Here is a 13852-nt window from a genome sequence, read left to right on the forward strand (position 1 = left end):
CACCATCAGGGCTACGTCAACGGCTGGAACTCCGCCGAGGAAACCCTCGAATCCAACCGCGAGGACGGCGACTTCTCCTCGTCGCCCGGCGCCATCCGAAACGTCACCCACAACGGGTCCGGACACATCCTCCACGACCTGTTTTGGAACTCGATGTCGCCGGAAGGCGGCGACGAACCCGAGGGCGCACTCGCGGACCGAATCGAAGAGGACTTCGGCTCTTACGAGGCGTGGAAGGGCGAGTTCGAGGCCGCCGCGGGCAACGCCGGTGGCTGGGCACTCTTAGTGTACGACTCGTTCTCGAACCAACTGCGCAACGTCGTCGTGGACAAACACGACCAGGGAGCGCTCTGGGGGAGTCACCCGATTCTGGCGCTCGACGTCTGGGAACACTCGTACTACCACGACTACGGCCCGGCCCGCGGCGAGTTCGTCTCGAACTTCTTCGACGTCGTCGACTGGGACGAACCCTCCGCACGCTACGACCAGGCCGTCGAACTCTTCGAGTAATCGGTCACGCCGCCGCCGGCGTCTCTACCGTGGGCGCGCGTCGGCGGGCGGCAGTCCGTGAGACGCCGAGGGCGCCTCGCAGTCGACGCGCCCGCCATCCGTCGGTTCTCAGTTTCTTTTCGGAAAATCCGGCGCAGTACCGCGGAACGGGACGTCCTCAGTTCCGGCTGGCTCGCTTGAAGAAGGCGATAGTGGCGCCGAGAAGCGTCATATTCTGCAGGAACGACGTCAGTTCTTGGTCGCGCGACTCCTCGTCTACGCTCCAGAAGTCGTGCATGAGGGGCGTGACGCCCGCGAGGAACGTCGCGACGCTTGCCGCCGCCGCCCGGGGGAATTTCCAGAGGCCGATACCGAGACTCCCGCCGAGGAGGAGTCCGCTCGCGGCCGGAACCAGGGTATCTGCCGCCGGGACGCCCTTCGCGTCGGCGTAGGCGATTCGTCCCTCCAGATTCCGCAGGTTCTGTATCGCGAGCGATGCGAGTCCGCTCGCAAACAGGAGGCGGCCGATTCGAGACGGGGGACTGTCGTCCCGCGCGCCGGTTTCGGACCCGGGGCGAGACGGCGTACTATCGACTTGTGAGTCGGTTTGAGACACGCTGTCCTGTACGGGGAGCGGTCGGATAACGAGCGCGCTTGGCGACGCACTTTCCGGTATCTGTGTCGGCGGCGAAAGCGCTGCTACGCGGTCGGATGCCGTAGAATTCGAGTAGTCCCACCAGGATTCGAACCTGGGTCGTTGCCCCCAGAAGGCAACAGGATTGGCCACTACCCCATGGGACTCGGGTCGCACCCCTACCTACCCCGTCTGGGTTTGTAAGCGTTGCGCGTTCGATTCTCCGTGCGAACCCACCGCACGAACCTCGAACGTGCATAATCCAGCACCTATTTACCTTCGTCCTGTGCAGGCTCGTGTATGTACGTCGGACGTTTCATCGTCGTCGGCCCCGATTTCGGCGCGTATCGCGTCTCCTCTCGTTCGTTCCCGAACCGCCGCATCGTCGACCGCGACGGAACGCTCACCGTCGCGCCGACGCCGGACGCGCCGGAGAGCGACAACCCCTACATCTCCTACAACTGCGTTCGCGAGGGCGGCGACGGCGTCGTCGTCGGCAACGGGTCGCACGTCGACCCCGTCGCGGAGAAACTCGACGCGGGCTACCCCGCCCGCGACGCTCTCGCCGAATCGCTTCTCGCTCTCGACTACGAGAAAGACGACTACGACACGCCGCGAATCGCCGGAGTCGTCGCGTCGGACGACGCGGACGAGGCGTCCTACATCGGCATCGTCCGCCGCGACGCCCTCCTCGTCCGCGCCGTCTCGGAACCGACGCTTGTCGCCACCTACGAGGAGGACGCGCCCGCATCCGTCGAATTCGAGGCGGACGACGCGGAATCCGCCGCGACCGGCGTCTACGAGATGGAGTACGAACACGCCGTCTGCGCCGCGGGCGTCACCTACCGCGGCGGCGAGGTGGAGTTGGCAGTCGAGAACGGCCCCGAGGACGGAGCGTAGTCGAACGCGACCGGACGCGAATTTTTCCCGGTGGCGGCCCTACCGCGGGACATGCGAGTCGGCGTCATCTCGGACGTACACGGCAACAAGGTGGCATTGGACGCCGTCCTCTCGGATATGCCCGAGGTGGACGCACTCGTCAACGCGGGCGACGTGGTGGGGTACAACCCGTGGCCCGCGGAGTGCGTCGACGTGATGCGCGAACGCGGCGTCCCGACGGTGATGGGCAACCACGACCGGGCGGTGGCGAGTGGGACCGCGTTTCGGTTCAACTCGATGGCGGCCGCGGGCGTCGACTACGCCCGCGAACGGTTAGACGAGGAGGCGTTGGCGTGGTTGGAACGCCTCCCCGACGAACGCCTCGCGTGCGACGACCGGGTGAAACTCGTCCACGGACACCCGGATGACCCGGACCGCTACACCTACCCCGACGAGTTCGGTTCCGAGATGCTCGGAGACGAGGACGTGTTGGTCCTCGGGCACACCCACGTCCAGAGTCACGCCACCTTCGACGAGGGCGTCGTGGTGAACCCCGGAAGCGTCGGCCAACCGCGCGACGCCGACCACCGGGCGGCCTACGCCGTGGTGGACCTAGACGACCTGACCGTCGAAGAACACAGGGTCGACTACGACATCGAGGAAGTCGTCGACGCGGTGAACGAGGCGGGCCTCCCCGAGCGAATCGGTCTCAGACTGTACGACGGGCGGTGACGACGGCCGATAGCGGCCCGGTCAGGCGTCCGCGTAGGAGCCTATCTCCACGAGGTTGTCGTCGGGGTCTCTGACGTACACCGACGTGATCGGGCCCGCCGCCCCGGTCCGTTCGACCGGTCCTCGGACGATTTCGACGTCGAGTTCGCGGAGGCGGCGTTCGACGTCGCCGATGGGCGTCTCGGTGACGAGACAGAAGTCGCCGCCGCCGGACGTCGGCGACGCCGCGACGACGTCGACGTCGTTGTCGACCGGGTGGAGGTTTATCTTCTGGTCGCCGAACTGCACCGCCTTCCGGCCGCCGCCGAACGTCACCACGTCGCCGCCGAGACTGTCGTAGAACGAGCAACTGGTCGCCACGTCTTCGACGGTGAGTACGAAGTGGTCGATGCCGGTCAGTTCCACGGACGCCCTCCCCGCGCTTTGCGTCTCATGCCTCCGCTTCGTCGGGCCGGCACAAAAACCGGGGCGTCGATACGGCCGCGGCGAGAGGGAGAGTCGTCGGTCCGTGCGGATTCAGAGTCCGACCCGGTCGGCCGCGACTCGGTAGCCGCCGCGGTAGACGAGCACGTACGCCGAGACGAGTGCCGGGACGAAGAACGCGAGCGTGTAGACGAGGAGCGAAAACGGGTCCGGCGGGGCGAAGAGACTCCCGCCGAAAAACGCCGCGAGACTCGCCGCGGCCCACGTCGCAGCGAGTCGGTCGACGGTCGTCGGCGGGGCGGCCCTCTCGCCGAGTCCTACCCGCCGACGTCGGCGGTAGAGATAGTACGGAAGCCCGACGGGGGTGAACACGGCCGCAAGCGCCCACAGTTTCGGCCGACCGCTCCCGCGGGCGCGGGCGTCGCGGACGACCCACAAACCGATAGAGAGTACCATCGACACCCAAAGGAGGGCGAAGACGGCAAACGAGACGCCCGCGACCGGACTCGGGTTCGATACCGCGCCGTTCTGTGGCATCGTGACGTGTTCTCGGTTCCCGGACGCTAAGCGTTCCGGGTCGAACGGGACGGGTTCGGTCGGAGAGACGGGTCGGAGACGCCGTCAGTCGGCGGCGTGCGAGGCGGGGACGGGTCGGAGACGCGCAGAGAAATGCCGAAGTTCCGCCATCTCCGGTTCCTCGACTATCTCCAAGCCGCGATACTCCTCGGCGGACTCGCGGACGCGCCCGGCCGTCTCCGCGACGTGTTCGAGATGTTCCCGCGAGTACGTCCGCCGCGGGAGGGCGAGGCGGACGAGATCGGGTCGGTCGGTGCCGGGGAAGGCGAATCCGCCGAGTTCGACGCCGCGGACGCCGCCCTCACGGTAGAGAGCGCAGACGAGTGCCTGCCCGGGATACCGGTCTTTCGGGACGTGCGGCAGGACGCGTTCGGCGTCGACGTAGACGGCGTGGCCGCCGGTCGGTTCGTAGACGGGGACGCCCGCCTCGACGAGGAGTCGGCCGAGTTCCGCCACCTGTTCGACCCGTTCTTCGACGTACGGCGGTTCGACCGCCTCTCGGAGTCCGACCGCCATCGCCTCCACGTCGCGCCCGGCGAGTCCGCCGTAGGTCGGAAAGCCCTCGTAGAGGATGGCACGCTGTTTCGCCGCCTCGAACACGTCGTCGTCGCGCATCGCGGCGAACCCGCCGATGTTGACGATTGCGTCTTTCTTCCCGGACATCGTCACCGCGTCGGCGTACGAGAGTTGCTCGCGGACGATGTCCGCGACGGTCCACCCCGCGAACTCCGACTCTCTCTCCCGGACGAAGTAGGCGTTCTCGGCGAACCGACAGGCGTCCACGACGAACGTGGCGTCTATCTCTTCTGCGAACGCGGCGACCTCTCGGGTGTTCTCGACGCTGACGGGTTGGCCCGCGACGGAGTTGTTCGTGATAGTGAGGACGACGACCGGAATCGACTCCGCACCGACTTCCTCGACCAGTTCCCACCCCGCGTCGACGTCGAAGTCGCCTTTGAACGGGTCCGAGGAGTCGGGGTCGCGGGCGGCCGGAAGCGTGCAGTCCACCGGCTCTGCGCCCTGATTTGCGACGTGCGCGCGGGTGGTGTCGAAGTGCGCGTTGTTCGGAACCACGTCGCCCTCGTCGACGAGGACGCCGTAAAGGACGTTCTCGGCGCCGCGACCCTGATGCGTCGGGACGACGTGCTCGAACCCCATCACGTCGGCGACCGATTCGCAGAGGCGTCCGAAACTGTCGCTTCCGGCGTACGCCTCGTCGCCGCGCATCAGCGCCGCCCACTGCTCTGCGCTCATGGTCCCCGTCCCACTATCGGTGAGAAGGTCCACGAACACGTCGGCGGCGTCTAAGTTGAACGCGTTGTATCCGGCGGCGTCGAGGGCCGCCTCGCGTTCCTCTCGCGAGGGGAGCCGAATCGGCTCGACCATCTTTGCTTTGTACGAGCGCATGGCGTCGAATGGCCCGCTGTCGTGAAGGTTCTTGCCGGCGGAAATCGAGGGACTGCGTCCGGATTCGACGACGGATGGACGGAGTCGTACGTCGGGGTCCAGAGACGGCGAGAAGCGGTCGTTCGCGGGGCGAAGAGGGCGCGAAGGCCCCCGACGAGACGCTCAGAACTCGTCTTGGACTATCTTCAGCGTCTCCTCTCTGTCGTCCCACGCGACGAAGATGGCGACGGAGGTGGCGGAGGTGATGATGTCGTGGATGTTGATGCTGGCCTCGGAGATGGGTTGGACGATGTCGAGGATGACGCCCGGCCGGTTCGGGAGTTCGCCGCCCGTGACGCGGATGACGGCCACGTCGTCGTCGACGGTGACAGAAGAGAGGGTGTCGTCGGCGACGACTTTCGAGTGAAGCAGGTTCTCGGCCTCCTCCGCTCTGTCCTCGGTGACGTAGAACGTCACGGAGTCCATCCCCGAGGCGACGGCGTCGATGTTGATGTCGGCCTTTCGGAGCGACTCGGAGAGGTCCGCGAGGATACCCTGCCGGTTCCGAATCGAGCGACCGGCGACGGTGATGCAGGCGAGTGGGTCGTCTTGCATGTCGATGAGGTTCTCGAACTCGCCCTCGATGAGGGTGCCGCCGGTCAACAGGTCGCCGTGTTGGTAGTGGACGACGCGGACGGCGAGTTCGTCGTCCTTGTACGAGAGCGCAGAGGGCGCGACGACTTCCGCGCCGCGAAACGAGAGGTTCCGGAGTTCGTCGACGGTGATGCGCCCGACGTTGCGCGCGCCCTCGACGACGCGCGGGTCGCCCGTCATGACGCCCTCGACGTCGGTGACGATGACGACTTCGTCCGCGTCCATGTACCGACCGAGCATCACGGCGGTGGTGTCGGACCCGCCGCGGCCGAGCGTCGTAATCTCGCCCGCGTGGTTCTGCGCGAGGAAACCGGTGATGACCGGGACGACGCCGTCTAACTCGGCGGCGAGTTCCGCCGCGCGCTTTTGGGTCGCCTCGACGTCGACTTCGCCCAGGTCGTTCGTGATAACGGGCCACTCGTCGGTTCCGGGTTCGACGAACAGAGCGTCGACGCCGCGAGAGGAGAGGGCGGCCTTCAGCATGCGGACACTGGTCCGTTCGCCCATCGAGACGATTTCGGCGCGGTCTCTGTCTTCCGCCTCGAACTGAATCTCCTCTAACAGGTCGTCGGTCGTGTTCCCCATCGCGGAGGCGACGACGGCTATCTCGTGGCCCTGACCGACCGCCGCGGCGATAGAGTCCGCCGCGCGGTTGATGCGGTCACCGCTTCCGAGCGACGTTCCGCCGAACTTCGCGACTACTCGCATCGGTGTACCTCCGGTTCCGTTCCCGGACGAGAGCGTAGAGACTGGTGCTCGAACATGGCGGGGGCTAACGTGGGATAGCGTATAACTGTGTCTCCACGTTCAACGGTTGCCGAGGCCGACAGGTGCAGATACGATAGTGTCCTTCGCGCGGGAAGATGGGTCGGGAGGCGAGCATTCGAACGCGACTCGACCGTCTCTCGAGCGCCCGAGTTACGTTCTTTCGAATCTGAGTGTCGGTATCTCGGATACGCACGTGTATTTAAGCCGGGGGAAACTGTACGGCCGCCATGGACGCGGACGTACGCGACGCTGTCGAGGCCGATGCCCCGGAAATCGCCGCCATCGCGGACTCGCCGGTCGACGTGATGCGCAACGTCGTCCACGACAGGACGGTCCGCGTGGCGGAACAGACCGAGAGCGAACCCGACCCGAACATCGACACGGACACCGAGGACACGGCGCTTCTCGGGTTCGTCTCCTTCGACGTGAACGGACAGACCGTCCACGTCACCCAACTCGGCGGGTCCATCGAGGCGTGCGAGAGACTCCTCGCGGAACCGGTCCGGTACGCCGCCCGCGAGGGGATGACGGTCGAGTTCGTCGTTCCGGAAAGCGACGACGACGTCCGAGAAGCGGTCGAAAACGCGGGGTTCGAAAGCGAGGGCCCCGGACCGCAGTTCGACGGCGGCCCGACGGTTCGGTACCGCCTCGACCCGAACTGACGGGTCTCAGGCGAACTTTCTGACGGTCATATCGAGGGTGTCGAGGTCGACGATGGGTGCGTACCCGGCGTCGGGGTCGATGTTGACGGACTTCTGGAAGTCGGTCTGGGACTGCCAGCATCCGGAGTTGACCGCGAGGACGTTGTGGTACTTCCCCCACCCGAGTTTGTGGACGTGGCCGGTGTGGAAGATGTCGGGCACGTCGTCGATGACGAGGTAGTCTTTCTTCTCGGGCGCGAGTCGGAGATGGCCGCCGTACTGCGGGGCGACGTGACGCTTCTTCAGGAGTTGGTACATCGCCTTGTGCGGGTCGTCGTAACTGGCCTTCTCCTCCGGGAGTTCGGCGATGACCTCGTCCAAGGAGACGCCGTGGTACATCAGCACGTTCACGCCCTCGACGGTGACCGTCGAGGGGTTGCCCGTAATTCGAGCGTCGTGAACGTCCATGATGTCGCGGAGCGTCTCGTCGAACCCGGGTTGCGGTTCCGCGAGGCGGACGGCGTCGTGGTTCCCCGGAATCATCACTATCTCCACGTCGCCGGGGACCTGTTTGAGATACTCCGAGAATCGCTCGTACTGCTCGTAGATGTCGATGATGTCGAGTTCCTCGTCTTGGTTCGGATAGACGCCGACGCCTTCGACCATGTCGCCCGCGACGAGGAGGTACTCGACGGCGTGGGCCTCCTCGGTGTGGAGCCAGTCCGTGAAGTTGTTCCACGCGTCGGCCATGAACTCCTGGCTGCCGACGTGGACGTCGGATATCAGCGCCGCCTGCACGTGTCGGTCCGCGGTGTTGGGTTCGTGCGTCCGCGGAACGTCCGGGAAGTATATCGAATCGACGAACATGATGCCCGAGTCGTCCGCGAGGGTTCCCTCCACGGCGATGCACTCGTCCATGAGGAGTTCGTCCACCGCCGACGCGAAGTCGCGGTCCTTCATCACGAGACACGGAAACGTCCCCGTCGTGTCCTCCAGTTCGACGAGCCAGTGTCCGCTCGCCGTCGAACGGATGTCGTTGACGAGTCCGACCATCGCGGTGTCGCTCCCGCCGGACATCCGCTGAATCGCCTCGGCGGGCCGGTGGTTCACCCGCCCGCGGAGATGCGAGGACAGCCGTTCGTACCGGTCTTTGAACACCTTCACGAAGTCGGCGTACTCGCCGGTTCCGGTGCTCTGTCCCGTGATGTCGCCCGCGATATCGACCGGTTTCGGCGAGCGAGTCACGTCCCGTCCGCCTCCGTCTCCCGTCGTTTCGCCTGGAGATCGTATCTGTTTCGATGCGCCGTCTTCGGTCGGTTTTGCAGTCGAAATCGGGGGGTCGGGGGTGGCCGTTCCGCCGTCCGAGGATGTCTCGGTCGGCGACGGCGTCGTCGGAGCGTCCGCCGCACGGTCGGCGTCCAGAACCGCCCTGACGTCCGCGGCGGTGATGCGGAACGCGTCGTCTTCGGCGTGTTCCACCGCACGCACCAGCGCTGACGAGGGGTTCGCGGCCCCGGCGATGAGCGTCACAGCCTCTCTCTCTGCGTTGTAGCCGTGGCGAGCGAGTTCTTGGACGATGCGCGACGGCGTCTCCAGAGGCACACCCGTCGAACGCGGAGGCGAAAGAAAAGCGTATTGAAACGTCGAACGGGCCGTCTCGCTCGGCGCGAGGGCCGCCCCAGAAAGTTGAAACCCGGTGACGGCGAACCCGAGAGCGATGACTCAAGACGAGGGAGAGTCGCGCAGTGACGCCGAGGCGTCGCGACCCTCCCCCGGACCGGCGGACGACGAGGGCGACTCCGACGACTTCGTCACGCGTCTTCGAACGGCGGAGACGGGCGTACTCGCCTTCGTCCGAGAGGCGTTCGTCAGCGTATCCATCGTCGTCGCCATCGGACTACTCCTCTATCTCGTAAGCGGCGTCTGGCCGCCGATGGTGGCCGTCGAGAGCGGGAGCATGGAACCACACATGGAACGCGGTGACCTCGTCGTCATCAGCGCTCCCGAACGGTTCAGCCCGGAGTACGACTTCGAGGAGACCGGCGTCGTGACCGCCGACGTCGGCGAGGAGAGGGGGTACCGGACGCTCGGCGGACACGGGTCCGTCGTCGTCTACGACCCACCCTCCCGGTTCGGGTCGCCGATAATCCACCGCGCTCACTTCTGGGTCGAGGAGGGCGAAAACTGGTACGACGAGGCGAATCCCGAGTACGTGAACGCGGACGGGTGCGCGGAACTGTCGAACTGCCCCGCACCGCACGCCGGGTTCGTCACGAAGGGCGACGCCAACTCTCAGTACGACCAAGCGAGCGGTATCGCAGAACCCGTCAAGCGAGAGTGGGTAGAGGGGGTCGCTCGCTTCCGCATCCCCTACCTCGGCTACGTTCGACTGAAACTCACCGGACTGTTCGTCTCCGTCCCGGCGGGAGATGCTCCGTCCGTCGGTGAATCGGTGCTCGGATACGCTGGCCCCCCTGAGTTCGAGTCCGACCGCGAAACGGTGGCCGAAAAGACCCTACAGAGCCCGAATGTCGCGAACGCGTCGGGCTGACGCTCAGTTGTCGAACCTGGCTTGGACGAACGGTTGTGCGTTCTCGATGTCGCCGAGACGGGAGTCCGAGAGCAGGACCGCCTCGGTTTCGTCGATCGGAACGGACAGCGATATCTCCTTCGTGCGACCGTACCGCCCCTTCGAGACGACGACGGCGTTGACGATGCCGAGCATGTCGAGTTCCGAGATGAGGTCGGTGACGCGGCGTTGGGTGAGCACGTCGGCGTCTATCTCCTCGCAGAGGCGCTTGTAGATGTTGAACACCTCGCCGGTGTTGATGTTGTGGACGCCGTTTTTCTCCAAGAGGATGGTCGAAAACAGCACTATCTTCGATTGAGTCGGAAGCGTCCGGACGACTTCGACGACGCGGTCGAGTTCTATCTTGTCTTGGGCCTGGCGGACGTGCGCCTCCTCCACCGTATCGGACTGCCCGCGTTCCGCGAGTTCGCCCGCCGTCCGGAGGAGGTCGAGTGCGCGCCGCGCGTCGCCGTGTTCCTGCGCGGCGAACGCCGCACAGAGGGGGATGACGTCGTCGGTGAGTGCGCCGCCTTTGAACGCCACGTCGGAACGGTGCTGGAGGATGTCGCGGAGTTGGTTCGCGTCGTACGGCGGGAACACGATCTCCTCCTCGCCGAGCGAGGATTTGACGCGAGGGTCGAGGAAGTCTGTGAACTTCAGGTCGTTCGAGATACCCATGATGGAGATGCGAGAGTTGTCGAGTTCCGAGTTCATCCGCGAGAGGTTGTACAGCGTGTCGTCGCCGGACTTCTCGACGAGTTTGTCTATCTCGTCGAGCATGATGACGACGACGCGTTCGTTGTAGTCTACCGCGTCGAAGAACGTCGTGTACACCCGGTCCGTGGGCCACCCCGTCATGGGGACCGCTTCCATCTCCTCGAAGTCCGCTTCGAGTTCGGTTATCTGCTGTTCGACGGCGGCGACGGAGTCGAACTCGGTGTCCGTCAGTTCGTTCACCGACTCGGCGGCGCGCGCCCGCAAGTCGCGGAGGCGGTCGAGTTCGCGTTCGATGTACGCCTCGTTCTTCTCGATGAACTTGTTCGCGAGTTGCGCGAGCACGCGGTACTGCGTGTCGGTCACCTCGCAGTTTATGTACTCGACTTCGCAGGGGACATCGTACTTCTGAGAGGTCGACTCCAGTTCCTGGCTGACGAACTTCGCACTCGCCGTCTTGCCGGTTCCGGTCTTCCCGTAGATGAGGATGTTCGACGGCGTCTCGCCTCGGAGAGCGGAGACGAGAATCGTCGCCATCTGGTTTATCTGCTCTGTTCGGTGGGGGAGTTCGTGCGGGGTGTACGACGGTCTGAGTACCTCCTTGTTCTCGAAGATGGGTTCTCCCGAGAGTAGGTCGTCGAACAGGCCGCGACTGTCGCCGTCGTCGTCGTCGAGGACGACTTCGTCGAGGCTCACGTCCGTCACGTCGTCGGCCGTCTCCTCGGGCGACCCGTTCGGACCGATGCTCTCGCGGATGTCGATATCCTCGGCGGTGACGGTGTCGTCGTCCGCGTCGGGTGTCGGGGACGCCTCCTCGCCGTCCGGTGCCGCCTGTTCACCGCGCTCACGATCGTCTTCGCGTTCGTCCCCGTCGCGCGGAGTGTCTTCGTCCATACGTGTATAACCCCTTGATTTCGACTGGAAAACGGGCCGCAGACGGCGCATAGTCGGCGGAAGACGGTGTCGTACACCGATATTCCGCCATCACACCGAAGGCGGCGCGTCCAGATGATGCAGACGAACCAGACGAACAGGTGGTACAAAAAATTGTCTATCGCCACCAACGTTGAACTCTCGGCCGGGCGGATATGTGATATCTGCTGTACGTGAGGCCGGCGTGAACGGCCCGTTCCTCGGAATGCCGAGAAGCGTCGGACGGTAAGTAAGCCGGAAATCAGCGGATTCCGTCACGTTCGGTGCGACCTCCAGTTCCCTCTCTTCGGATCGAACCGAGTCGAAGTCGTTCCCCTTTCTTTCCGATTATATCTCCGGAGGGGCATCGTTTCGAGTCCACACGACTCGACTCCCTCACGCGTCTCTACTCGGATTTTAATTTCGGATCCTTTGTATCCGGATTATAATCTCTGGAGAGACGTACGTTCGAACCGAGAGACGTTTCCGAACGCCAACACCCCTCTATTTCGTGTGGAACGCCGCCGCCAGATGTCGAGTAGGTTTCGACAATCGGTCACTATGCCCGCTCAAACCGGCGTTCTCTCGCATAGTATGTGGTGTGTTCTCTCTTGTCATTGTGCGACGAGTCGGTGGAGGAGTTCCACACGAAGCAGAGGGGGTAACCCCCACACCCCTTCGTTTCGGGTGGAACGCTACGAACAGGGGGAGGGGGTAAAACCGCCCTCTTCGAAGCGAGGGTTTTATGACTAACCAGATAAAACAAGACCCGTAGAACAGAAAAGGGAGATAATATTGTTGTGGTTGTTGTTTGTATTAACTAGGATCGCGGCGGTCGCCGCGAACCACCCCCACCCTCTCGGCGAGTTCCACCCGAAACGAAGGGGTGGGGGTGTGTCCATCGACCGTCTCCCCGAGACGACTATCGGCCGACGACTCTCGTTGCCTCTCTCTCGCCTCGACTCGAACCGATCCGTGCTTCGGGCCGGGCGTCCCCGGTTCGACTTCGAGTGTGTTCCTCGCGAGCCTCGACGCGTGGTTCGTCTCGCGTGCTCGTCTCGCGTGCGCGCGATGACTATCATCCGACCTGAGTTCTCTCTTCGACCCGGGTCCGGTCCGGTGCCGTTTCGTCGCCGGACGTCCACCCGAAACTGAGGCATCGGCGGGGGGTCGCCGGTTCCGCGACCACGCCAGCGACGTCGATTCGGGTGGGGTCCGCCGGCACCGACAGCAGTCTGATCGATCGGGCGACGTCGAGGGCGCGGCCCGCCTGAACCGGAGCGTAGACGGTCCTAAGAGGGGATTAAACCTATTTCAATTCGGATAAATGTGGCGTGAAAATGATCGCCGTCTGACGTAGTGCTTAAGTGGGCCCGGAAATGTGGTACCTCCATACGCCCCTCCACGACGGAGTCGGGAGGTGCGGGAGGCTAGGATGGGTCTGCTCACAGAATTAAGAGACAGCATCTCACGGGTCGTCGACCGGATGTTCTCGGACACGGAGCCGAGACGGATTGGCATTTACGGACCGCCGAACGCCGGAAAAACGACCCTCGCGAACCGTATCGCACGCGACTGGACCGGCGACGCCGTCGGGCCCGAGAGCCACATCCCCCACGAGACGCGCCGCGCGCGTCGAAAGGAGAACGTGGAAATCGAGCGCAACGGCAAGAAGGTCACGATAGATATCGTCGACACGCCGGGCGTCACCACGAAGGTGGACTACAAGGAGTTCCTCGACCACGACATGGAGAAAGACGACGCGGTTCGTCGCTCCCGCGAGGCGACCGAGGGCGTCGCCGAGGCCATGCACTGGCTGCGAGAGGACGTCGACGGCGTCATCTACGTCCTCGACAGCACGGAGGACCCGTTCACGCAGGTGAACACGATGCTCATCGGCATCATCGAGAGTCAGGACCTTCCGGTGCTCATCTTCGCGAACAAAACCGACCTCGACGACTCGAACGTCCAGCGCATCTCGAACGCGTTTCCGCAACACGAAACCGTTCCCCTCTCTGCGTTGGAAGGAAACAACATGGACGAAGTCTACGACAAGATAGCGGAGTACTTCGGGTGAGTATCATGCCTGAAGTCACACCCGGAAACACGGACGGCGTTCAAATCGACCTGATAAGCGGTGCCCGAATGGAGGGCTTGGCGAGTATGGAGAAGATCAGGCTCATCCTCGACGGCGTCCGCGACGGCAACATAGTCATCCTCGAAGAGGGTCTGTCGCCGGACGAGGAGTCGAAACTCATCGAGGTGACGATGACCGAAATCAGCCCCGACGAGTTCAACGGTATCGAGATAGAGACGTATCCCCAGTCGAAGGCGGGGAGCCAAGGGTTCCTCGGGCGACTGATGGGCTCCGAGGAGACGAAGAAGCTCACCGTCATCGGTCCGGCGAACCAGATAGAGACGCTCCACAAGGACGAAAACCTCATCAGCGCACTCGTCTCCCGACGCTGACCGGCG

General features: G+C 64.4%; 14 protein-coding genes and 1 tRNA gene. 7 read left to right on the plus strand and 8 right to left on the minus strand.

What is annotated here, in order from left to right; translation table 11 throughout:
- Positions 1-510, plus strand: a 510-nt coding sequence (sod, locus tag BM167_RS00005; RefSeq protein ID WP_092886931.1) for a superoxide dismutase, incomplete at its 5' end; no start/stop codon positions are given.
- A gap of 157 nt (positions 511-667) precedes the next feature.
- Here the strand turns inward: sod and BM167_RS00010 are convergent.
- Both BM167_RS00010 and BM167_RS00015 read right to left on the minus strand, forming a co-directional pair.
- Positions 668-1018 carry a DoxX family membrane protein gene (locus tag BM167_RS00010; RefSeq protein ID WP_245781320.1) on the minus strand — a complete coding sequence of 117 codons (351 nt, stop codon included), beginning with the start codon at positions 1016-1018 and terminating at the stop codon, positions 668-670.
- 199 nt (positions 1019-1217) lie between these two features.
- A tRNA-Gln gene (locus BM167_RS00015) sits at positions 1218-1290 on the minus strand.
- Between the two features lie 133 nt (positions 1291-1423).
- Here BM167_RS00015 and BM167_RS00020 point away from each other — a divergent pair.
- Positions 1424-2023 (plus strand): IMP cyclohydrolase, encoded by a 600-nt coding sequence (locus BM167_RS00020; RefSeq protein WP_092886937.1) that lies wholly within the window; start codon positions 1424-1426, stop codon positions 2021-2023.
- Positions 2024-2074: 51 nt separating this feature from the next.
- The gene (locus BM167_RS00025; protein ID WP_092886940.1) at positions 2075-2734 is read left to right on the plus strand and encodes a metallophosphoesterase family protein; all 660 of its coding nucleotides are present in this window, start codon (positions 2075-2077) and stop codon (positions 2732-2734) included.
- Between the two features lie 21 nt (positions 2735-2755).
- On the opposite strand, the gene BM167_RS00030 is transcribed toward BM167_RS00025, so the two are convergent.
- The 4 genes from BM167_RS00030 to BM167_RS00045 form a co-directional block, all read right to left on the minus strand.
- Positions 2756-3139, minus strand: coding sequence for a VOC family protein (locus BM167_RS00030; protein ID WP_092886943.1), 384 nt, complete (start codon positions 3137-3139; stop codon positions 2756-2758).
- A gap of 111 nt (positions 3140-3250) precedes the next feature.
- Positions 3251-3694 (minus strand): hypothetical protein, encoded by a 444-nt coding sequence (locus BM167_RS00035; protein ID WP_092886947.1) that lies wholly within the window; start codon positions 3692-3694, stop codon positions 3251-3253.
- A gap of 84 nt (positions 3695-3778) precedes the next feature.
- Positions 3779-5140 (minus strand): tryptophanase, encoded by a 1362-nt coding sequence (locus BM167_RS00040; RefSeq protein ID WP_092886950.1) that lies wholly within the window; start codon positions 5138-5140, stop codon positions 3779-3781.
- Positions 5141-5302: 162 nt separating this feature from the next.
- A complete protein-coding gene (locus tag BM167_RS00045) occupies positions 5303-6481 on the minus strand; it encodes an aspartate kinase (RefSeq protein WP_092886953.1) in 1179 nt (392 codons plus the stop codon).
- Between the two features lie 287 nt (positions 6482-6768).
- Here BM167_RS00045 and BM167_RS00050 point away from each other — a divergent pair, with 287 nt between their 5' ends.
- A complete protein-coding gene (locus tag BM167_RS00050) occupies positions 6769-7203 on the plus strand; it encodes a hypothetical protein (RefSeq protein ID WP_092886956.1) in 435 nt (144 codons plus the stop codon).
- 6 nt (positions 7204-7209) lie between these two features.
- On the opposite strand, the gene BM167_RS00055 is transcribed toward BM167_RS00050, so the two are convergent.
- Entirely contained in the window at positions 7210-8784 is a 1575-nt protein-coding gene (locus BM167_RS00055) for a DNA-directed DNA polymerase II small subunit (protein ID WP_092886959.1), read from the minus strand.
- Positions 8785-8899: 115 nt separating this feature from the next.
- On the opposite strand from BM167_RS00055, the gene BM167_RS00060 reads away from it, so the two are divergent.
- Positions 8900-9733, plus strand: a complete 834-nt coding sequence (locus BM167_RS00060) for a S24/S26 family peptidase (RefSeq protein ID WP_092886962.1) — start codon at positions 8900-8902, stop codon at positions 9731-9733.
- Positions 9734-9736: 3 nt separating this feature from the next.
- Here the strand turns inward: BM167_RS00060 and BM167_RS00065 are convergent, their stop codons facing one another.
- Positions 9737-11359: a Cdc6/Cdc18 family protein gene (locus BM167_RS00065; RefSeq protein ID WP_092886965.1), complete on the minus strand. Its 1623-nt coding sequence runs from the start codon at positions 11357-11359 to the stop codon at positions 9737-9739.
- A 1453-nt stretch (positions 11360-12812) separates the two neighbouring features.
- Between BM167_RS00065 and BM167_RS00070 the strand changes: the two genes are divergently transcribed.
- Positions 12813-13454 carry an Era-like GTP-binding protein gene (locus tag BM167_RS00070; RefSeq protein WP_092886968.1) on the plus strand — a complete coding sequence of 214 codons (642 nt, stop codon included), beginning with the start codon at positions 12813-12815 and terminating at the stop codon, positions 13452-13454.
- A 5-nt stretch (positions 13455-13459) separates the two neighbouring features.
- Entirely contained in the window at positions 13460-13846 is a 387-nt protein-coding gene (locus BM167_RS00075; protein ID WP_092890977.1) for a DUF2073 domain-containing protein, read from the plus strand.
- The last annotated feature ends 6 nt before the right edge of the window (positions 13847-13852 follow it).

This window comes from Halopelagius inordinatus, assembly GCF_900113245.1.
GTDB lineage: Archaea > Halobacteriota > Halobacteria > Halobacteriales > Haloferacaceae > Halopelagius > Halopelagius inordinatus.